This window comes from Microbacterium sp. 2216-1 (assembly GCF_046507855.1).
In the GTDB taxonomy this organism is placed as follows: Bacteria; Actinomycetota; Actinomycetes; order Actinomycetales; family Microbacteriaceae; genus Microbacterium; species Microbacterium esteraromaticum_C.
In genome coordinates, this window is the sequence record NZ_JBKFTM010000001.1 from 734,816 (window position 1) to 755,097 (window position 20,282).

At 67.8% G+C, this 20,282-nt stretch carries 17 protein-coding genes; 13 read left to right on the top strand and 4 right to left on the bottom strand.

All coding sequences use genetic code 11. From position 1 onward, the window contains the following. Positions 1–21 precede the first annotated feature (21 nt). The 4 genes from ACLD0U_RS03345 to ACLD0U_RS03360 are packed head-to-tail and all read left to right on the top strand — an operon-like array spanning position 22 to position 4,111. A complete protein-coding gene (locus tag ACLD0U_RS03345) occupies positions 22–954 on the top strand; it encodes an ABC transporter permease (protein WP_410339830.1) in 933 nt (310 codons plus the stop codon). Further along, a complete protein-coding gene (locus tag ACLD0U_RS03350; protein ID WP_410339831.1) occupies positions 941–1,885 on the top strand; it encodes an ABC transporter permease in 945 nt (314 codons plus the stop codon). The genes ACLD0U_RS03345 and ACLD0U_RS03350 overlap by 14 nt, the downstream gene beginning before the upstream one ends. Then, complete coding sequence (locus ACLD0U_RS03355) at positions 1,882–3,537, top strand: ABC transporter ATP-binding protein (protein ID WP_179411361.1); 1,656 nt, start codon at positions 1,882–1,884, stop codon at positions 3,535–3,537. Before ACLD0U_RS03350 ends, ACLD0U_RS03355 begins: the two co-directional genes overlap by 4 nt. Before the next feature lie 16 nt (positions 3,538–3,553). Then, positions 3,554–4,111, top strand: a complete 558-nt coding sequence (locus ACLD0U_RS03360) for a PH domain-containing protein (protein WP_410339832.1) — start codon at positions 3,554–3,556, stop codon at positions 4,109–4,111. 19 nt (positions 4,112–4,130) lie between these two features. On the opposite strand, the gene ACLD0U_RS03365 is transcribed toward ACLD0U_RS03360, so the two are convergent. After that, complete coding sequence (locus ACLD0U_RS03365; protein WP_410339833.1) at positions 4,131–4,889, bottom strand: CPBP family intramembrane glutamic endopeptidase; 759 nt, start codon at positions 4,887–4,889, stop codon at positions 4,131–4,133. A gap of 120 nt (positions 4,890–5,009) precedes the next feature. Between ACLD0U_RS03365 and typA the strand changes: the two genes are divergently transcribed. Together typA and ACLD0U_RS03375 are read left to right on the top strand one after the other, a co-directional pair. Further along, positions 5,010–6,920 carry a translational GTPase TypA gene (typA, locus tag ACLD0U_RS03370; protein WP_179411358.1) on the top strand — a complete coding sequence of 637 codons (1,911 nt, stop codon included), beginning with the start codon at positions 5,010–5,012 and terminating at the stop codon, positions 6,918–6,920. Between the two features lie 273 nt (positions 6,921–7,193). Continuing rightward, entirely contained in the window at positions 7,194–8,075 is an 882-nt protein-coding gene (locus tag ACLD0U_RS03375) for a phospholipase (RefSeq protein ID WP_410339834.1), read from the top strand. A gap of 16 nt (positions 8,076–8,091) precedes the next feature. On the opposite strand, the gene ACLD0U_RS03380 is transcribed toward ACLD0U_RS03375, so the two are convergent. Further along, positions 8,092–8,637, bottom strand: a complete 546-nt coding sequence (locus ACLD0U_RS03380; protein WP_179411356.1) for an XRE family transcriptional regulator — start codon at positions 8,635–8,637, stop codon at positions 8,092–8,094. Positions 8,638–8,702: 65 nt separating this feature from the next. On the opposite strand from ACLD0U_RS03380, the gene ACLD0U_RS03385 reads away from it, so the two are divergent. The 6 genes from ACLD0U_RS03385 (at position 8,703) to ACLD0U_RS03410 (ending at position 13,170) form a co-directional block, all read left to right on the top strand. After that, positions 8,703–9,449 (top strand): AzlC family ABC transporter permease, encoded by a 747-nt coding sequence (locus tag ACLD0U_RS03385; RefSeq protein ID WP_206550188.1) that lies wholly within the window; start codon positions 8,703–8,705, stop codon positions 9,447–9,449. Then, the gene (locus tag ACLD0U_RS03390; RefSeq protein ID WP_179411354.1) at positions 9,446–9,760 is read left to right on the top strand and encodes an AzlD domain-containing protein; all 315 of its coding nucleotides are present in this window, start codon (positions 9,446–9,448) and stop codon (positions 9,758–9,760) included. The genes ACLD0U_RS03385 and ACLD0U_RS03390 overlap by 4 nt, the downstream gene beginning before the upstream one ends. A gap of 62 nt (positions 9,761–9,822) precedes the next feature. After that, positions 9,823–10,233 (top strand): histidinol dehydrogenase, encoded by a 411-nt coding sequence (locus tag ACLD0U_RS03395; protein ID WP_224817529.1) that lies wholly within the window; start codon positions 9,823–9,825, stop codon positions 10,231–10,233. Between the two features lie 47 nt (positions 10,234–10,280). Next, a complete protein-coding gene (gene fdxA, locus ACLD0U_RS03400; protein ID WP_179411353.1) occupies positions 10,281–10,601 on the top strand; it encodes a ferredoxin in 321 nt (106 codons plus the stop codon). Further along, positions 10,602–11,711 (top strand): succinyldiaminopimelate transaminase, encoded by a 1,110-nt coding sequence (dapC, locus tag ACLD0U_RS03405; protein WP_206823367.1) that lies wholly within the window; start codon positions 10,602–10,604, stop codon positions 11,709–11,711. A 139-nt stretch (positions 11,712–11,850) separates the two neighbouring features. After that, positions 11,851–13,170 (top strand): citrate synthase, encoded by a 1,320-nt coding sequence (locus tag ACLD0U_RS03410; protein WP_179411351.1) that lies wholly within the window; start codon positions 11,851–11,853, stop codon positions 13,168–13,170. Between the two features lie 114 nt (positions 13,171–13,284). Here the strand turns inward: ACLD0U_RS03410 and ACLD0U_RS03415 are convergent, their stop codons facing one another. Both ACLD0U_RS03415 and ACLD0U_RS03420 read right to left on the bottom strand, forming a co-directional pair. After that, a complete protein-coding gene (locus ACLD0U_RS03415) occupies positions 13,285–14,877 on the bottom strand; it encodes a DEAD/DEAH box helicase (RefSeq protein WP_410339835.1) in 1,593 nt (530 codons plus the stop codon). A gap of 236 nt (positions 14,878–15,113) precedes the next feature. Continuing rightward, positions 15,114–16,085 carry a helix-turn-helix domain-containing protein gene (locus ACLD0U_RS03420; RefSeq protein ID WP_179411349.1) on the bottom strand — a complete coding sequence of 324 codons (972 nt, stop codon included), beginning with the start codon at positions 16,083–16,085 and terminating at the stop codon, positions 15,114–15,116. 145 nt (positions 16,086–16,230) lie between these two features. Between ACLD0U_RS03420 and ACLD0U_RS03425 the strand changes: the two genes are divergently transcribed. Next, on the top strand, positions 16,231–20,253 hold the full coding sequence (locus ACLD0U_RS03425) for a S8 family serine peptidase (protein ID WP_410339836.1): 4,023 nt from the start codon (positions 16,231–16,233) through the stop codon (positions 20,251–20,253). The last annotated feature ends 29 nt before the right edge of the window (positions 20,254–20,282 follow it).

Consider the following 20,282-nt stretch of genomic DNA (forward strand, 5'->3'; position numbering starts at 1 on the left):
TTACCCGAAGGGAGGTCGAGGGTGGCTCTTTACATCCTCAGACGGATCCTGCAGGCAATCCCGGTGTTCTTCGGCGCCACCCTGCTGATCTATTTCATGGTCTTCGCGATGCCCGGCGATCCGATCGCCGCACTGTTCGGAGATCGTCAGCCCAACCCGGCTCTGCTTGAGAGGCTGCGCGCGCAGTACCATCTCGACGAGCCGTTCGTCGTGCAGTACTTCTATTACATCGCCGGTATCTTCCGGCTCGACTTCGGCACCAGCTTCTCAGGACAGCCGGTCGGCGAGGTTCTCGCTCGTACCTTCCCCGTGACACTGCGCCTCGCCGTGATGGCCGTCGGTATCGCCTTCGTCCTCGCCATCGTGATCGGTCTGTTCTCGGCGCTCACCAAGGGCGGCCTCTTCGACAACTCGATGCTCGTCGTGGCACTGATCTTCGTGGCTCTGCCGATCTTCGTGCTCGCCTTCCTTGCGCAGTACTTCTTGGCAGTGCAACTGGGTTGGTTCAGACCCACGGTCGGCGCCAACAATGACTGGGGCGATCTCTGGTTGCCGGCGATCGTGCTGGGACTCAGCGTGTATGCGACCAGCATGAGGTTGACCCGCGCCTCGACGATCGAGACCCTCGGTCAGGACTGGGTGCGCACGGCGTACAGCAAGGGGCTGCCGCGCCGACGCGTCATCCCCGTGCACGTGTTGCGCAACTCACTGATCCCGATGGTCACCGATCTGGGCACCGTGTTCGGCGTGCTGATGGTCGGTGCCACCGTCACCGAGGGCATCTTCAATGTGCCCGGTGTGGGAAACACCCTGTACCAGGCGATCATTCGCGGCGAGAACCCGACCGTGGTGTCGTTTGTCACGGTGTTCGTCGTCGTGTACGTGTTCATCAACATCATCGTGGACCTGATCTACGGCCTGCTCGACCCGAGGATCCGCTATGTCTCGAACTGATTCGACTCCGGAGCACTACGTCGCTCCCGTCGAGACCACCACTGTGCGCGTCGATGCGGTGCGTGTCGACGCCAAGCCCAGCAACCTGTGGCTCGACGCGTGGCGCGACCTTCGGCGCAGGCCGATCTTCTGGATCTCGGCGGCCTTCGTGCTGCTGGTGATCGTCGTGTCGCTGTGGCCGTCGCTGTTCACAAACGTGGCGCCGAACAACGGCTGCCAGCTCGCCGACAGCAACGGCGGACCCGAACCGGGGCACCCGCTGGGATTCACCCGGTTGGGGTGCGACGTCTACTCGCGCATCATCTGGGGCACCCGCACGTCGCTCGTGGTCGGCGTGCTGGCGACCCTGATCGGCACGGTCATCGGCGTGGTGATGGGTGCGTTCGCCGGGTTCTACGGCGGTTGGCTCGACTCGTTCCTCTCGCGCGTCGGCGACATCTTCTTCACGATTCCCTACATCATCGCGGCGATCGTGGTGATGTCGGTGATGCCGGTGCGCAACGTGTTCGTCCTGGCCTTCGCCATCGGTGGATTCGCGTGGGCCTCGACGGCGCGCATCATGCGTGCCGAGATCCTGCGCGTGAAACAGGCCGACTTCGTGATGGGCGCCGAGGCCGTGGGCATGTCGCGGTTCAGGACGCTGCTCGTGCACGTACTGCCGAACGCGATGGCCCCGGTCATCGTGGTCGCGACTCTCGCACTCGCGGGGGCGATCGTCGCCGAGTCGGTGCTGTCGTTCCTCGGCGTCGGCCTCGGCGGCAGCACGATGTCGTGGGGGCTCGACATCGGTCAGGCACAGGCCAACATCCGCACCGCGCCCATGGCGCTGTTCTGGCCGTCGCTGGCTCTGACCCTGACGGTGCTGGCATTCATCACCCTCGGCGAGCTGCTGCGCGACGCCGTCGATCCGAAGGCGAGGGCACAGCGATGAGCGAACCTCTTCTCAGCATCCGCGACCTCAAGGTCGCCTTCCGCAGCGGCAAGAAGACGCGCCAGGTGCTGCACGGTGTCAGCTTCGACGTGATGGCGGGGGAGACCCTGGCGATCGTCGGCGAGTCCGGCTCGGGCAAATCGACGACGGCCGCGGCCATCATCGACCTGCTGCCGGGAACCGGTGAGGTCACGGGAGGCAGCATCACCCTCGACGGGCGTGAGCTGACCACGGCCGATCGCCGGCAGATGGAGCGCATCCGTGGTCGTGAGATCGGCTACGTGCCCCAGGACCCGATGTCGAACCTCAACCCCGTGTGGTCGATCGGCTTCCAGGTCAAAGAGGCCGTGCGGGCCAACGGGCTGGCGCAGGGCAAGAAGCAGGTGCACGACCGTGCGGTCGAGGTTCTGCAGCAAGCAGGGCTGGCCGACGCTGCCAAGCGTATGCATCAGTTCCCGCATCAGTTCTCGGGCGGTATGCGCCAGCGCGCGTTGATCGGCATCGGGCTCGCAGCTGATCCCAAGCTGCTGATCGCCGACGAGCCCACCAGTGCTCTCGACGTCACCGTGCAGCGGGTGATCCTCGACCACCTTGCCTCGCTCACCAGCGAGCGCGGCACTTCGGTGCTGCTCATCACACACGACCTGGGACTGGCCGCGGAGCGCGCCGACCGGATCATCGTGATGAACCAGGGCGAGATCGTCGAGGCCGGTCCGAGTGTCGAGATCCTCACCAACCCGAGGCATCCGTACACACAGCGTCTCGTCGCTGCGGCCCCGAGTCTGGCGTCGAAGCGGATCGGCAGCAGCACTCGTGCGGCCGAGTCCGTGGCGCCTGCGGATGACGCTCCGGCGGTCGTCGAGGTGCGCGGGCTCGTGAAGGACTACTCGATTCGTACCGGTGGGTTGCGTCACGAGCAGTTCCGGGCGGTCGACGATGTGTCGTTCAGCATCCCGCGGGGCAAGACCCTTGCGCTGGTGGGCGAGTCCGGTTCGGGCAAGTCGACCGTGGCAAAGATGCTGCTGCAATTGGAGAACCCCACCGATGGCGAGATCGTCATCGACGGCAATCCGACGAGCACGCTGTCGCGCGCCGAGGTGTTCGCACTGCGTCGCCGCATGCAGCCAGTGTTCCAGGATCCGTACGGCTCCCTCGATCCGCTGCGCAGCATCGGCAGTCTCATCACCGAGCCGTTGCACGTGCACCGGATCGGATCGAAAGACGAGCAGCACAAGCGTGCGCTCGAGTTGCTCGACCAGGTCGCGTTGCCGCAGGAGCTCGCATCGCGCTACCCGAACGAGTTGTCGGGTGGTCAGCGCCAGCGTGTGGCTATCGCACGGGCGCTGGCGCTCAAGCCCGACATCGTCGTGCTCGATGAGGCCGTCTCGGCGCTGGATGTGCTGGTGCAGGATCAGATTCTGAACCTGCTCTCAGACCTGCAGCAGGAGCTCGGGTTGACGTACCTGTTCATCACGCACGACCTGGCCGTGGTGCGCGTCGCCGCCGACCTGGTGTGCGTGATGGAGAAGGGGCGCATCGTCGAGCAGGGCACCGTCGATGACATCTTCTCGGCACCCCAGGAGGAGTACACCAGGCGACTGCTCGACGCGATCCCCGGGGCGTCGCTGACCCTCGGCGGTGGCGCGGCGTGACGACGGAGAACGACAGATGAGTCGCACGCGGCCGCCGCGGATGTTCCGACGCTCCGGGAGCATGCTGCTTCTGGTGCTGACATCCGTGGTGGCCGCGTTGCTGCTCGTCGACGCGGCCGTGCGGTCGGGCCTAGCGAACACGCTGCTGCTCGCCCCCTGGCCGTTGCTCGTGGTGTGGTGCGTGTACGTGGTCGGGTTGGCCTCGGACGTGCGTGCCGATGAGCGGGGAGTGCAGGTGCAGAACCTGTTGCGTCGCATCGAGATCCCGTGGAGTCGGGTGCAGCGCATCGCGATGCGCTGGCAGCTCGAGATCACTCTTGTCGATGACGCCGTCGTGTCGTGCTTCGGCGGTCCCTCGCGCACGCGCGCGCGGCGTCTTGCGCCGGGACGCGTCAAGGAAGAGGGCGTTGCCGAGACCGACGATGGCATCGCCGCGATGAAGCGGTTGCGTGCGGATGCCGCCGGCTCGGTCGATGCGGATGCCCGAGTGCAGCGCACCTGGGACTGGCCCGCGCTCACTGCGCTCGCGGTTCTTGTGGTCTGGGCCGCCGTCGCGGTGGCCGTCACCCGCTGACGATCGGCGCGGTGGGGCGTCAGCCGGGCAGTCCGAACAGGGACGGCCAGGTCGCTGCCGCCCAGGGGTAGCCCACGAACACGGTCGCGTCGATCAGGAAGTGCGCCACCAGGAACGGCAGCAACCTGCCGGTGCGGGCGAACAGCCAGCCGAACAGCAGGCCCATGGTGAAGTTGCCGATGAACGCACCTGGCCCCTGATACAGGTGATAGGTGGCGCGCAGCAGGCTGGTGGCGACGATGATCGGCCATGGTCCCCATCCCAGTTGGCGCAGGCGCGCGAAGAGATAGCCCAGCACCACGAACTCCTCTTGAATCGCAGCGCGTGCCGCCGACAGCAACAGGATGGGGACGGTCCACCAGTGCGCGTCGAGTCCGGCGGGGTCGACGGCGACGAACCAGCCGAGCGTCCGGCCGAGCAGGTAGAGGCCGAGCCCCGGGATGCCGATGGCGAGTAGGAGCAGGGCGCCGCGGCCGATGTCGCGGCCGGGGCGGGTGCCGTCCAGTCCGAGATCAGCGAGGTGCGGCGTACGCGGTTGCCAGAGCAGATAGCAGACGAGCAGCACGGGAACGATGCCGAAGCCGATGGAGAGCAGCTGATAGATGAGGTCGAAGAACTCGCGGTCGCTGCGAGAGGGGTTGAGCGTCGCGGTCTGATCGCCGAGCGGCGTCTCGTCGGTGAGGCGGTAGGCCAGCTGAACCACGGCGTACACCGCCGACTGCCCGAGCCCGAGCGCGAGCACGATTCCGATCTCCCACCAGATCCGTGCCCGACTCATCCCACCGATGCTAGTGCTCGGCACAGCGCGGGTACACGGTCAGCGGGCGGTCAGCGGCCGTGCGTTATTCTGTAACGTCGGCATCCCGGCGCATCCCACCAATTCTCTGAGGAATCCTCAATGGCGCACGCCCTCCGCTCTGATCTCCGAAACGTCGCGATCGTCGCACACGTCGATCACGGCAAGACCACGCTCGTTGACGCGATGCTCCGCCAGACGGGCTCCTTCGGCGAACACGCCCACGTCGACGAGCGCGCCATGGACTCCGGTGATCTTGAGCGTGAGAAGGGCATCACGATCCTCGCGAAGAACACCGCGATCACGTACAACGGTGCTCACACCGACGTGCCGGTGACGATCAACGTCATCGACACCCCCGGTCACGCCGACTTCGGTGGCGAGGTCGAGCGCGGCCTGTCAATGGTCGACGGCGTCGTGCTGCTGGTCGACTCGTCCGAGGGGCCGCTGCCGCAGACCCGCTTCGTGCTGCGCAAGGCGCTCGAGGCGAAGCTGCCGGTCATCCTGCTCGTGAACAAGACCGACCGCCCCGACGCGCGCATCGTCGAGGTCGAGGCCGAGGCACAGGACCTGCTGCTGGGTCTGGCATCCGATCTTGTCGACGACGTTCCCGACCTCGACGTCGACGCACTGCTCGACGTGCCCGTCGTCTACGCATCGGGTCGTGCCGGCGCTGCATCGCTCAACCGTCCCGCCAACGGTGACCTGCCCGACAACGACGACCTCGAGCCGCTGTTCGAGGCGATCCTCAAGCACATCCCCGCTCCGTCGTACGATGACGAGGCGCCGCTGCAGGCCTGGGTCACCAACCTCGACTCCAGCCCGTTCCTGGGCCGCCTTGCGCTGCTGCGCGTGTTCAACGGCACGCTGAAGAAGGGGCAGACGGTCGCCTGGGTGCGTGCCGACGGCACCACGGCCAATGCGCGTATCACCGAGCTGCTGATGACCCGTGCGCTGGAGCGCTACCCGGCCGAGTCCGCGGGCCCCGGTGACATCGTCGCGATCGCCGGCTTCGAGGACATCACCATCGGTGAGACGATCGCCGATCCCGACGACGTGCGCGCGCTGCCGCAGATCCATGTCGACGACCCCGCGATCTCGATGACCATCGGTACGAACACCTCGCCGCTGGTCGGCAAGGTGCGCGGCCACAAGCTCACCGCCCGTATGGTGAAGGACCGCCTCGACCGCGAGCTGATCGGTAACGTCTCGCTGAAGGTCGTCGACATCGGGCGCCCGGATGCCTGGGAGGTCCAGGGCCGCGGTGAGCTGGCGCTGGCGATCCTCGTCGAGAACATGCGACGCGAGGGCTTCGAGCTCACGGTCGGCAAGCCCCAGGTGGTGACCAAGAAGATCGACGGCAAGACGCATGAGCCGTTCGAGCACCTCACCATCGATGCCCCCGAGGAGTACCTCGGCGCGATCACCCAGCTGCTGGCGAACCGCAAGGGCCGCATGGAGGGCATGACCAACCACGGCACCGGTTGGGTGCGCATGGAGTTCGTCGTACCGGCCCGTGGTCTGATCGGGTTCCGCACCGAGTTCATGACCACGACGCGCGGCACCGGTATCGCCAACAGCATCTCGCACGGCTACGAGCCCTGGGCCGGCCTGATCACCACGCGCCAGAACGGCTCGATCGTGGCTGACCGTTCGGGTGTCGTCACGCCGTTCGCCATGATCGCCCTGCAGGAGCGCATGTCGTTCTTCGTCAAGCCGACGCAGGAGGTCTACGAGGGCATGGTCATCGGCGAGAACTCGCGTAGCGACGACATGGATGTGAACATCACCAAGGAGAAGAAGCTCACCAACATGCGTTCGGCGACCGCCGACTCGTTCGAGTCGATGACGCCGCCGCGTGAGCTGTCTCTGGAAGAGAGCCTCGAGTTCGCGCGCGACGACGAATGCGTCGAGGTGACCCCCGAGGTCGTGCGTATCCGCAAGGTGAACCTCGATCAGACCACCCGTGCACGTGAGGCCTCCCGCCTCAAGCGCCAGGACGCCAACGCGTAAGTCGCAACAGCTCTCGAAGGCCCCGCACGCCGTATCCGGCATGCGGGGCCTTCGCGCTGTCCGAGCGTCCGACACTACTAAAGTAACGAACCCATAACATATCTTCCCTTGAGGATGCGGCGCGGATTCTCGGGCGGTGGTCAAGGATTGTCCAGGTGAGGGCAGGGTTTCGTCCAGGTGGGTGCGTCAGACTCGTCTCTCGTGCCCGGGCGTTCGCTCCCGATGAGCAGCCCCCAGCGGGTCCGGGCCGACGACGACCCGAAAGTCGAACCCATGCCCCACCTTCAGATCAGCCGTGCGTCCCGTCGGGCCGCCGCCACAGCCCCTGCCCCGTCGACGAAGCGCCGCCCGATGATCGGACTCGCCGCGGGAGCCGCGATCCTCGCCGGTGTCGCCGCCGGAATCGTCTACGCGCCGGCCGCGCTCGGCGCCGTGCCGAGCGAGACGGCGCTGGAAGAGGCGGCGGATGCTGTCGAAGACGGCAAGCTCGCGCTCGTCAATGCGCAGGCACTGAACACGGTCGTGCTCGCCTCTGAGGTGCAGCCGGGGTCCGTGGCGACGGCGGTGGACTTCGTCGAGCTGCGTAGCAACGTCAACACGCTGTCCGACACCAACGGTCTGTCCGCGGACCGTGTCGCCGAGCTCACTGCGGCGGTCGCCCGCGAAGCGGATGCTGTACAGGGGCACACCTCTGCTCTGCAGAACGCGCTGACCACGGCGAAGGAGATGAAGGTCGCCGAGGATGCCCGGCTCAAGGCCGAGGCCGAACGTATCGCCGCGGAGAAGGCGGCGAAGAAGGCAGTCGAAGACGCCCGTCGTGCCGCTGAGGCGCAGGCGGCCGCCAATACGCCGGAGGGTGCGAAGGCGACGGCACGAGCGATGGCCGCCGAGCGCTATGGCTGGGGCGAGGGAGAGTTCTCGTGCCTGGTCTCGCTGTGGACCAAGGAATCCGGCTGGGACTACCAGGCGTACAACCCCAACGGCGGTGCCACGGGCATCCCGCAGTCACTCCCGGGCGACAAGATGGCCACTGCAGGCAGTGACTGGCGTACCAACGCGACCACGCAGATCTCGTGGGGGCTGGACTACATTCAGCGCGCGTATGGCTCGCCGTGCGCCGCGTGGGGGCATTCGCAGGCGGTCAACTGGTACTGACCTCGCTCGCCGCGCGTTAGCGCAGTTCAGACACCAGTACGGCGCTCGTGCCGGGAACGTGCGCCTCGAAGACGTGCGCCGCGTCGCCGGCGTATGAGAGGTAGTCGCCGGGATGCATGAGCACGGGTGCCTCGGCCGGGCCGATCAGCGCTTCACCGCTGATCAGAATGACGTGTTCGGTGGTGCCCGCGTGGTGGGGGAGCGAGCGGCGTGGTTCACCGGGCTCTGCCTGGATGAGGTAGATGTCGCGGCGGGTGCCGGGGGCCGCGGCTGACAGCAGCGTCGCCAGATACGGGGCTGCGGCGGAAGGGACGCCGGCGTGATCGCCCAGGCGGATCAGACGCGGTGCGCTCGTGCGCTCCTCGACCAGTGTCGCGAACGGCACGCCGAGGGCATCGCCGATGGCCCACAGCGTCTCGACGCTCGGGTTGCCGGATCCGCTCTCCAATTGCGAGATCGTCGCCTTTGACACCCCGGCGCGTCGCGCCAGCTCCGACACCGACAGCTCGGCCGCCTCGCGCTCGCGGCGCAGGGAGTGGGCGAGTCGTTCGCGCAGGTCCATCTGTTCAGTATGTCAAACGTTCGTTCGGTTTGACTGGACCACGCGCATCGTTCAGAATGATGGGCATGCGTTCAACGGATCGAACACCGGCGGTCATCGATGATCGCGCGGCCGCGCGTGAAGTGTGGCGCGAAGGGCTGGGCGTGGCCATCGCGACCAGCGCCTACGGCATCTCATTCGGCGCGCTCGCCGTCGCCTCTGGTCTTGATGTCTGGCAGACGTGCGTGCTGAGCCTGGTGATGTTTACCGGCGGATCGCAGTACGCCTTCATCGGCGTCTTCAGCGCCGGCGGGATGGCGGCCCTGCCATCAGCCGTCGCGTCGGCCGCGCTGCTCGGCGTGCGCAATATCGCCTACGGCATGCGCATGTCGCCGATCATCGGCGAGGGATTCTGGCGCCGCACGGCGGCTGCGCAGTTGACCATCGACGAGTCCACCGCCGTCGCGATCTCGCAGGGCTCGACGCGACTGCGCAGGCTCGGGTTCTGGATCACCGGACTCGGTGTCTTCATCGGGTGGAACCTGACGACCCTCGCCGGAGCACTGTTGGGCGACGTGCTCGGCGACCCGAAGGCCTGGGGACTCGATGCCGCCGCCGCGGCGGCCTTCCTGGCGCTACTGTGGCCGCGCCTGAAGCAGCGTCAGGCGATCGCCGTCGGCGTCGCCGCCGCTGTCGTGGCGGGCTCGCTCACCCCTTTTCTCATGCCCGGACTGCCGGTGCTGGTGGCCGCCGTCGTCGCGATCATCGTCGGGTGGTTCAACTGGTTCAGCCGCGAAGATGATCGGACCCCGTCCGAGGAGGTCACGGCATGAGCGTCTGGAGCGCGGTACTGCTCGCCGCATGCATCTGCGTGGGGTTGAAAGCGTTCGGCTATCTGATCCCCGCGCGCGTCCTCGAGGCACCGCGCCCGGCGCGCATCTCGGATCTGCTCACCGTGGCGCTGCTGTCAGCCCTCGTCGCCGTGCAATCGTTGGGCGCGGGGCAGGCCGTGGTGGTAGATGCCAGGCTGCCGGCCGTGCTGGTGGCCGCGGGGCTGCTGTGGATGCGTCAGTCGTTCATCGTCGTCGTCGCGGCCGCCGCCGCCGTGGCGGCACTGCTGCGCATGCTCGGCTGGGCGGCCTGACGGTAGCATCCGACGTTCCGACGCGCAGGTGCTCGCAGCCCGCGGGCGACTAGGGTTGAGCTGTGCGCAGCATCCTCTCCCGTGGCCTGTCCTGGCTGGCAGCAGCCCTCGTCGGCGCCGTTTACGGCGTCGCGGCCACCATCGCGCACAGCTTCATGCTCGGCCCCGTACCGGTCGGGATGATCGTCGGCGCCATCGGCTGCGCCGCGCTGCTGATCGCCCTGCGCGCGCTGACCGGCGACCGTTGGGCCGCGCTCGCCGCTGGGCTCGGCATGATGGCGCTGATCCTGATCATCTCCCAACGCGGGCCCGGGGGATCGGTCGTCGTGCCGAATACGCCGCTGGGCAACATCTGGATGTACGTCGCATCGGGGATCGTCCTGCTCACGGTGATGTGGCCGGACACGAGTCGGTTGCGCGCGCTCTCGTCATCGATGTCGACATCGACGACGCCGCGCACACCCGAGTCCTGACCGCCGCCCCGGGGCGCCCTGCGCCGCAGGGGTCGTAGACTGATCATGTGACGTACGTGATCGCCCTTCCCTGTGTCGATGTCAAGGACCGCGCCTGCGTCGACGAATGTCCCGTGGACTGCATCTACGAAGGGGATCGGATGCTGTACATCCACCCCGACGAGTGCGTGGACTGCGGCGCCTGCGAGCCGGTCTGCCCCGTCGAGGCGATCTACTACGAGGACGACCTGCCCGAGGAATGGGCCGACTACTACAAGGCGAACGTCGAGTTCTTCAACGAGATCGGCTCGCCCGGCGGCGCCGCGAAGGTCGGCGTCTACGACTTCGACCACCCCGTGGTCTCGGTACTTCCCCCGCAGGGGGAGTAGGTGAGCGTCCGCGACCTCGCCGACTACCCGTGGGACGCCGTCGTCCCGTACCGTGAGCGCGCATCCCAGCATCCCGACGGACTCGTCGACCTCTCGATCGGCTCGCCGGTCGACCCGACGCCGGAAGTGATCCGCGCGGCGCTCGCCGAGGCGACCGACGCGCACGCGTACCCGCAGACCACCGGAACACCCAGCGTGCGCCAAGCGATCGTCGACTGGTACGCCCGGCGACGCGGCGTGCCCGACCTGCGTGAAGCGAATGTGCTGCCCACGATCGGGTCGAAAGAACTCGTCGCCCTGCTGCCGACCCTGCTCGGGCTCGGTGAAGGCGACATCGTCGTGCACCCGCGGGTGGCGTATCCGACGTACGCCGTCGGCGCGACGGTCGCCGGCGCGACGCCCGTCGCCGCGGACGACCCGGCCGAATGGCCAGAGGGTTCCAAGCTGATCTGGATCAACACTCCGGGCAACCCCGACGGGCGCACCTGGACGCTTGACGAGCTCCGCGTCGCAGTGAAGCGCGCCCGTGAACTCGGCGCCGTGCTCGCGAGTGACGAGTGCTACGCCGAACTCGGGTGGGACGGCCCCTGGCGAAACGAGTCGATCCCGTCGGTTCTCGACCCACGGGTCACCGGTGGCACGCGATCGGACCTTCTGAGCGTGTACTCGCTGAGCAAGCAGTCCAACCTCGCCGGCTATCGTGCGGCATTCATCGCGGGCTGTGCACGCGTCGTCGGCGGTATTCTCACCGCGCGCAAGCACCTGGGACTCATGCCACCAGCACCCGTGCAGCACGCCATGGCCGTTGCCCTGGGCGATGACGCGCATGTCGCCGCCCAGAAAGAGCTCTACCGGCAACGCCGCGACGCGCTCGTACCGGCGCTGGAGGCCGCGGGGTTCCGCATCGACGGCTCCGAGGCGGGACTGTACCTCTGGGCGACCGAGGGGCGCGACGCCTGGGAATCGATGGGACGGCTCGCAGAGCTCGGCATCCTTGCGGGCCCCGGCCACTTCTACGGTGCGCACTCGGCACAGCACGTGCGCCTCTCGCTGACCGCACCGTCGGAGCGCGTGCAGCAGGCCGCGGCGCGGCTGATGGCATCCGCCTGAGGCTTTGTGTGGATCGCGCGCAAGCTGCGGTGATCTTTTGGTGGATGTCACAGTAGGCCGAACGCACGGCTAGGCTGTAAAAGCGATGTGAATGCGCGGAGCCCGCGGCCTCGTGTCGGTGCCCTGTGGCCATCGCCCCATGACGATACTGATTCAGCAGGAGGTTGGCGTGAGCGCAGCTCAGCCCGAGAAGGCGACTCTCTCGATCGGCGACACGACGGCGGAGTTCCCCCTGTTGCGCGCAACCAGCGGAATCGACAGCATCGATTTCTCGACGCTGACCCGCCAGACCGGGTACACCGGCCTCGACTACGGATTCGTCAACACCGCCTCGACCAAGTCGGCCGTCACCTACATCGACGGCGACAAGGGCATCCTGCGCTACCGCGGATACCCGATCGAGCAGGTCGCGAAGAACTGCTCGTACCTTGAGGTCGCCTGGTTGCTCATCTACGGCGAACTGCCCACACCCTCGGAACTTGCCGACTTCGACGAGCGCATCCGCCGGCACACGCTGCTGCACGAAGATCTCAAGCGCTTCTTCTCGGCGCTACCCCACACGGCGCATCCGATGTCGGTGCTCTCGTCGGCCGTCGCGGCGCTGTCGACCTACTATGAGGGGCAGACCGACCCGAACAACCCCGAGCACGTCGAGCTGAACATGGTGCGCATGCTCGCCAAGCTGCCGGTCATCGCCGCATACGCGCACAAGAAGAGCGTCGGGCAGGCGTTCCTGTACCCCGACAACTCGCTGAGCTTCGTCGACAACTTCCTCAAGCTGAACTTCGGTGTGCTCTCCGAGCCGTACGAGGTCAACCCCGTAATGTCGAAGGCGCTCGAGCTGCTGCTGATCCTGCACGAGGACCACGAGCAGAACGCCTCGACCTCGACCGTGCGCCTGGTCGGTTCCACCGGTGCCAACCAGTTCGCCTCGGTTTCGGCCGGGATTCAGGCGCTGTCGGGCCCGCTGCACGGCGGGGCCAACGAGGCCGTTCTCACGATGCTCGGCCAGATCCGCGAATCGGGTCAGAGCGTGCAGCGTTTCGTCGAGCGCGTGAAGAACAAAGAAGAGGGCGTCAAGCTCATGGGCTTCGGCCACCGGGTCTACAAGAACTACGACCCGCGCGCGAAGCTCGTCAAGGAGGCCGCGGACGAGGTGCTCGCATCGCTCGGCGTCAACGACCCGCTGCTCGACCTCGCCAAGGAACTCGAAGAGATCGCCCTCGCCGACGATTACTTCAAGGAGCGTCGCCTGTACCCGAACGTCGATTTCTACACCGGCGTCATCTACAAGGCCATGGGCTTCCCGACCCGCATGTTCACGGTGCTCTTCGCCATCGGTCGTCTGCCCGGTTGGCTGGCGCAGTGGCGCGAGCTCAACCTCGACCCGCAGAACAAGATCGGCCGCCCGCAGCAGCTGTACATCGGTTCGCCTGAGCGCACCTTCCCGACGCGCTGATCCGCGTCGTCACGCTCTGCCCCTGCCTCGACGGCGGGGGCTTTGTGTTTTCCTGCTCCCGTAGCAAAAGGTCCCGCTTGCCGGCGCGGCAAGCGGGACCCAGTGGGGCAGACGTCAGCGACCCTGGGGGCGGCTGACGCGCCGGGAGCCCTGCGGGCGTCCGGATCCTGCGGTCGGGCCGCCGTGGGCCGGACGGGACGAACCGCTCTGCTGCGCGCGCTCGGCGCGAGGAGCGTGCTGTCCGCGTGCAGCCTGATCGCGCGGAGCCTGACGCTCACCCCGAGGCTGCGGGGACGGGTTCTGCGCGCGCTGACCGTCGCCGCGCTGACCCTCGCCGCGCTGGCCGCGGGCGCCGCCCGTCGATGCGCTGTTCTGCGCACCAGCATGCGCGCCGGCCTGGGCGCCGCCACGTCCGCGGCGGCGTCGCGACGAACGGCCTGCGGCCTGTTCGCCGGTCGCGGTGCCGGCTCCCGTCTGGGCGTTGCTCTTCTTCTTGCCCTGCGGCTGCTTGGGCTGCGGCGGAGCGGGCTTGACGTGCGGTGCGCGCTCGCACACCAGCTCGGCGACGGCGTCTGCGGTCGCCGGCTCGGGGGCGACCTTGATGCCTGCCTTGCGCAGCAGGTCGTTCACATCGCGGCGCTGCTCGGGCAGCATCAGCGTGACGACGGTGCCCGCGGCGCCGGCGCGTGCGGTGCGGCCCGAGCGGTGCAGGTACGCCTTGTGCTCGACGGGCGGGTCGACGTGCACCACGAGCTCGACGTCGTCGACGTGCACACCGCGGGCGGCGACGTCGGTCGCCACCAGCACCCGCACGCCACCGGCGGAGGGGTCGGCACCGAAGGCCGCGAGGTTGCGCTCACGGGCGTTCTGGCCCAGGTTGCCGTGCAGATCAACGGAGGGGATGCCCGCCGCGGTGAGCTGCTTGGCGAGCTTCTTCGCGTGATGCTTGGTGCGGGTGAACAGGATGCGGCGGCCAAGGCCCGAGGCCAGATCCTGCACGAGCGCCTTCTTCGCGTCGGCGTCGGCGGCCACGAGCACGCGGTGAGTCATCTCGCCGACCGGCACGCTCGCCTCGTCGACCTCGTGGCTGACGGGGTTGTGCAGGAAGCGCTTGGCCAGTGCGTCGATGCCGCGGTCGAGGGTCGCGCTGAACAGCAGGCGCTGCCCGTTCTTCGGGGTCGCTGCGAGGATGCGGGTGACTCCGGGGAGGAAGCCGAGGTCGGCCATGTGATCGGCCTCGTCGAGCACGGCGATCTCGACGGCATCCAGCGAGACGACGCCCTGCTTCATCAGGTCCTCGAGCCGGCCGGGGCATGCCACGACGATGTCGACGCCGCCGCGCATCGCCTGCTCCTGCGGGCGCTGGCTGACGCCACCGAAGATGGTGGTGACGCGCATGCCGGTGGCTGCGGCGAGCGGGGTGATGGTCGCGGCGATCTGCGTCGCGAGCTCGCGGGTGGGGGCGAGCACGAGGCCGCGCGGGTGGCCCGGACGTCGCCGCGTCTCTGATTCTGCCAGGCGAGCGACGAGCGGCAGTGCGAAGGCGATGGTCTTGCCGCTGCCGGTGCGGCCGCGGCCGAGCAGATCGCGCCCGGCCAGGGAGTCGGGCAGCGTGTCGCGCTGAATGGCGAACGCCTCGGTCTTGCCGTCGGCCGCGAGAACGTTCGCGAGAGCGGCGGGCACGCCGAGTTCGAGGAAGGTAGGCATAGGAGAACTCCAGGAGGCACGCGAGAGCGTGCGGAAGGTCGAGGGTGGGCGACGGCGCAGGCGTGCGCATCGTTTCGCCGTGCGAAAGGCCGGTCGGATGCCGGTAGGGGAGCGTGATGCTCGCTGTCAGTCTTCGCAGACTCCGTGTCGACGACGCATCGCCCGCTGAGCGGACGACCTGTCAAGTCTAGCAACACCGCGTCGAGAGACCCGACGTGCGCTCACAGCTTGCCGCCTCACAACCAGCCGCGACGCACGGCAGCGACGCCGAGCTGCAGACGTGTGTCGACATCGGCCCGGTCCATCAGCTCGCGCACCCGGCGTTGCACGGTGCGCACCGAGCTGCCCATGCGCAGCCCGATCGCGCGATCGGTCAGTCCCGCATCCATCAGGGCGAGGACTTCGCGCTCCTCGGCGTCGAGGTCCACTTCTTCGATATCGCCGGTGTCGCGGGTGATCAGGTGCGATGAGGCCTGCCAGGTGCGCTCGAACAGTGAGAGGGCGAGTCCGACCAGTCCTCCGGCGTGCAGCAGCAGGGCGCCGCTGGATTGGTCTTCGCCGTCCGCAGCCGAGGGCACCATGGCGATCGTGCGGTCGACGATGAGCATGCGCGTGGGGAGCGAGCCGGCGACGCGCACGTCGAGGCCACCCTCGATGGCACCGCGCACGGCGTCGAGCATGCCGGGCGCTTCCAGGCGTGCGCGTTCGAGAACGTACCGATACCGGATGCCGCGCTGATGCGCGAGCTCCTCCTCGACGTTCTGTTCGCGGTCGATCGCGACGATGTCGCCCTTGACGAACAGCAGCACCTCGCTGCGTGCGCTGCGTTGCAGTTGGTTGAAACGGTGGCCGACGGCCTCGCTGCCGCGCACGACGTCTACGACGTCGGCCTCGCCCGTGCCGGCGTTGCGGTACAGCTGCTCCAGCGCGAGCATCTCTGCCTGTGCCTGTCGGAGGCGGTCCTCGTGGTCGAGGATCAGGCCGCCGAGGGCAACGTCGGGCGGTGCGGCGATGAGGCGGCCCGGCGCCGGACCTTCTCGCGCGACCAGCCCGCGCGTCGTGAGCGCGTCGATCGCCGAGCCGACCTGTGCGTCGCGCAGGCCGAGTTCGATCGCGAGGTCGGCGGCAGAGAGCGCGCGGTGACGCACGAGGTGCTCGTAGATGCGGTGTTCGACGATGCCGAGACCCAGCACGTCCAGTCCCATCATGTCCTCCACTCTCGCGGCTCGGACGTGGCCCCGTCGACGCCGGAGGGCGACGAGAAATGGCCATGTCGTATATGCGCCACCATACGCCCATTCATGAGTGGCACTGTTGTGCCAGACACCCGTTCACTCCCGAGGAGAGTCACCCATGTCCCCCCGCCCCCACACCCGCCGCCACATCGGCGCGGCAGCCGTCGCGGCGACGGCGATGATCGGCACAATGCTCGTGCCGTCGTCAGCGTTCGCCGCGCAGCCGGATGCCTCCGATGTGCTCACCGCCACGACGTCATCCCAACGGCACGCGCTCGCTGCATCCGTGCGACTCGAGCGTCCCGAAGAGATCCGGATCGCCGACGGCGTCGACCTGGAATCCGCCGAGGTCGCGGACTTCGTCGTCGTACTGCGCCAGCCCGCACCGGCCACCGCCCGAGCGCTCGCCAAGATCGACGGCGAGAAGCTCTCGGCGGCCGACGCGAAGCGCGCCGTTGCCGCCTCGCAGAAGCGTCTGCGCGCCCACGCACAGGGCAACGGCATCAAGGTCGTTCGCAGCTACGACCAGGCGATCAACGCCGTGGTCGTGCGTGCCAAGGGCACCGACGTCCGCGCGCTGCTCGCCTCATCCGACGTCGCGTCGGTGTGGCCGAATCAGACGTTCACTGTCGATCTTCCCGAGGCGGATGCCGAGGCCGGAATCACGGGTGGGGGCGCGACGTACGACGAGGTCGCCGCGCTGCGCGCCGAGGGGATCGATGGCGACGGTATCAAGGTCGGTGTGCTCGATACCGGCATCGACTACCGGCACCCGGCGCTCGCCGACGCCTACCGCGGGGGCTATGACGCCGTCGACGATGACGACGACCCGATGGAAACCACGTACGACGATTGGAAGGGCTCCGGCCGTCCCGAGAAGGTGCGCGGCGCCACCTACTACACCAGTCACGGCACGCATGTGGCGGGCATCATCGCCGGCCAGGACAAGACTTTCGGCGGCCGCAGCGCCTACGGAGTGGCGCCGGACGTCGACCTGTACGCCTATCGCGTGCTCGGCCCCTACGGCGGCGGCACCACCGAGGACATCCTCGAGGGCATGGAGCACGCTCTCGCCGACGGCATGGACATCGTGAACATGTCGCTCGGCGGCTCGTACAACGACCACCGCTCCCCGCTGAGCATCGCCGCTGACAACCTCACCCTGGCCGGCGTCACCACCGTTATTGCAGCGGGCAATGACGGTGAGGGCGGAGCGGCGACGCTCGGCTCTCCCGGTAGCTCGGCGCTCGCCCTCACCGTCGGCGCGAACGACAGCCCGCTCACGCTCGCCACCACCGACGCGACCGTGGGCTCAGCCGTCGCCGGACTGCGCGTGATCGCGCAGAAGCGCGATGATGCCTCGGTCACCGACCTCGCCGGGCGCACGGTCGCACTGGTCGACGTCGGTGACGGCAAACCCGCCGGCTACAGCGGAAAGGATGTCAAGGGCAAGATCGTCCTCATCCAGCGCGGTGCGATCACGTTCAACGACATGGTCGCCAACGCACGCAACCGCGGTGCCGTCGGTGCGATCGTCGTCAACAACCGCGCCGAAGGGCTCATCGATGTGTACCTCGGCGAGAATGACGGGTACGTTCCGACGTTCGGCACGACAGCAGACGCAGGCGAAGCGGTGCGCGGTGCGCTGGTCGACGGTGTCGGAGAGGTCACCTTCGGCGAGTTCGACACGGTGACGACCGAGGCCGACCGCCTGGCGGGCTTCAGCTCGAGGGGACCGGCCAACGGCACCACCGACATCAAACCCGAGATCACCGCTCCCGGCGTCTCGGTCATGTCGACCGTCCCGACCTGGGACGTCGACCCGAAGGCCGACATCCCCTACAGCGAGGCGTACGGCCGCAAGTCGGGCACGTCGATGGCGACGCCGTTCGTCGCCGGGCTCGCCGCACTCATGCTGCAGGCCGACTCCGAGCTGTCTCCTGCCGACATCAAGACGCGTCTGATGAACACCGCCGATGATCTTCGCGATGACAGCGGCGTGTTCGAATCGGGAGCCGGCCAGGTGGATCCGCGACAGGCCGTTGCCAGCACGGTCGACGTGCAGGTGATCGATGAGCTGTGGATGCCGGCACAGCGCGGCGTCAAGGCGATCGACGACATCACCGGAGCGCTGTCGCTGGGGATGGCACCCGCCACGGCCAAGAGCACGATCAGCCGCACGATCGAGGTCACCAACCACGGCTCGCGCACGCAGACGTACGAACTGTCGTACGACACCGCGCACGGTGCCGGCACCGGAGACATCGTCGCCTCGGGCATCCGCGTCGACGTTCCGTCGTCGGTCAAGGTCGGGGCAGGGAAGACGAAGAAGGTCACCGTGACCGTGGAGGTGCCCGCCGGCGTTGAGGACGGCACTTACGGGGCATTCGTCCTCGTGACCGTCCCCGACGACGACGAGCCGCTGCGCCTGCCGCTCGGCTTGCGCGTCGACGACGCCGAGATCTCGGACTTCACGATGATCAAGCCGGTGATGACGACCGTTGCCGACTCGTACGATCCCGCCGCGAAGTTCTCGCTGGGTGTGGCAACGCCGTCTCGTACGCTCGATCTCTTCCTCGTGGACGCCGACAGCGGGGCCGACATCGGCTACGTCGGCGGGATCGATCCGTCGCTGATGAAGGACGGCCTGCGCTACGGACCGTTCGCCTGGTACGGCGACTACCTGCCGCTGACAGGTGACAAGGACTTCCCGATCTCGCACAAGATCGCCACGGTCGCGCCCGGGTTGCACACGCTGCGTGCTGTCGGCAGCGACGACAACGGTGCCGAGTTCTCGCGAACGGTCGACTTCTACGTCGATGTCACGGCGCCGCAGTTCACCGCCGCGTACGAGACCGACTCGGTGCACGAGTTCACTCAGGGACAGTCGAGCTTCCCGCTGACGGGTTCGCTCGTCGACGGCGACGTCGAGACGATCCGTGCGGCGGGCATCGACATCGACCAGAGCGACAACAGCATCCAGCTGTTCTCGGCCCAGATCATGCCCTACAAGTCGATCGCCCCGGCCGCTGACGGTGGCTTCTCGACGGACATCGGGCTGCTGCCGAGCGCGGTGCAGTCGCACCGGTTCCTCGGCGTCGATGCGGCCGGCAACATCGGCGGACGCATCCAGACGATGTGGTTCAAGGACACGCAGGCGTACGTGCTCGGCGATGCTGACAAGACGTCGGCACGCGTCGGCGACACCGTCACGATGTCGTTCACCACGCACAATGCGAGTGACTTCGGCGAGATGCGATTCGAAGCATACTTCCAGCCCCGTGATACGACGAACATCCGCCCGGTCGCGCAGGACGCGTTCGCCGACTACGGGAGGATCGCCGGCGAGATGACCGTGACTGAGACGAGCTCGGGCGTCAGCAAGCTCAGCGTGCCGATCGTGTTCGACGGCCCGAAGGAGTACACCGGTGATGACCTTCCGCTGATCGACATGGTGTTCGAGGTGGCCGACACGGTCGCCGCCGAGACGACCGGATTCGCGACGGTCAGCACCTACGTGAAGACCACCGGCGGCGCGGGCGTGCAGATGCAGCGTGCGTTCGATCAGGTCGCGGCCGTGGCTCCGACCGGCCTTGCCAGCGGCGGATTCTTCGCCCAGGGGCTGCTGACCGATGCGGGCGCACCCGACCGCGACCTCGACCACTCGACCGTGGGTGCCGAGGGCACGCTGACGGCATCCGACGGCACGACGCGCTCGATGACCATCGGCGCGAGCGGATCGGTTGAGGCCGGTGGCGTTCCGCTGCGCGACCAGCCGTGGCGGATGACGATCACACTGCCGGGGCACTTCACGTGGTACCAGCCGCTCGCGCTGTCGACGAAGGACAGCGACGGCGGGCTCGCCGGCCGGACCGCGACCTTCACCGCCTCGATGGTCGCCGGTGATGTCAACGGCGACGACGTCGTCGACATTCTCGACGCCATCGCGATCCGCGATGCGCGGGGAACCGACGTGCGTGCCGCCGACGTCGATTTCAGTGGCACGGTGGATGCCGACGATCTCGCCTATGTCGAGATGAACTACCTCGTGCGCAACCCCACCGCCGACACGGTTCCGACTCCGAAGAGCAAGCACAAGGGCATCACGCTCGACGAGGTGCTCGCGTCGTTCGCGGACTGACTCGCGTCCTGAAGCAAGACAGCATCGGC

Coding starts and splice junctions, on each gene's coding strand:
- ACLD0U_RS03380 (WP_179411356.1), bottom strand. CDS start 8,637: ATGGACCTGCGCGAACGACTCGCCCACTCCCTGCGCCGCGAGCGCGAG.
- ACLD0U_RS03420 (WP_179411349.1), bottom strand. CDS start 16,085: ATGATGGGACTGGACGTGCTGGGTCTCGGCATCGTCGAACACCGCATC.
- ACLD0U_RS03390 (WP_179411354.1), top strand. CDS start 9,446: ATGAGCGTCTGGAGCGCGGTACTGCTCGCCGCATGCATCTGCGTGGGG.
- ACLD0U_RS03350 (WP_410339831.1), top strand. CDS start 941: ATGTCTCGAACTGATTCGACTCCGGAGCACTACGTCGCTCCCGTCGAG.
- ACLD0U_RS03415 (WP_410339835.1), bottom strand. CDS start 14,877: ATGCCTACCTTCCTCGAACTCGGCGTGCCCGCCGCTCTCGCGAACGTT.
- ACLD0U_RS03375 (WP_410339834.1), top strand. CDS start 7,194: ATGCCCCACCTTCAGATCAGCCGTGCGTCCCGTCGGGCCGCCGCCACA.
- ACLD0U_RS03365 (WP_410339833.1), bottom strand. CDS start 4,889: ATGAGTCGGGCACGGATCTGGTGGGAGATCGGAATCGTGCTCGCGCTC.
- ACLD0U_RS03410 (WP_179411351.1), top strand. CDS start 11,851: ATGACGATACTGATTCAGCAGGAGGTTGGCGTGAGCGCAGCTCAGCCC.
- ACLD0U_RS03360 (WP_410339832.1), top strand. CDS start 3,554: ATGAGTCGCACGCGGCCGCCGCGGATGTTCCGACGCTCCGGGAGCATG.
- ACLD0U_RS03355 (WP_179411361.1), top strand. CDS start 1,882: ATGAGCGAACCTCTTCTCAGCATCCGCGACCTCAAGGTCGCCTTCCGC.
- typA (WP_179411358.1), top strand. CDS start 5,010: ATGGCGCACGCCCTCCGCTCTGATCTCCGAAACGTCGCGATCGTCGCA.
- ACLD0U_RS03385 (WP_206550188.1), top strand. CDS start 8,703: ATGCGTTCAACGGATCGAACACCGGCGGTCATCGATGATCGCGCGGCC.
- ACLD0U_RS03425 (WP_410339836.1), top strand. CDS start 16,231: ATGTCCCCCCGCCCCCACACCCGCCGCCACATCGGCGCGGCAGCCGTC.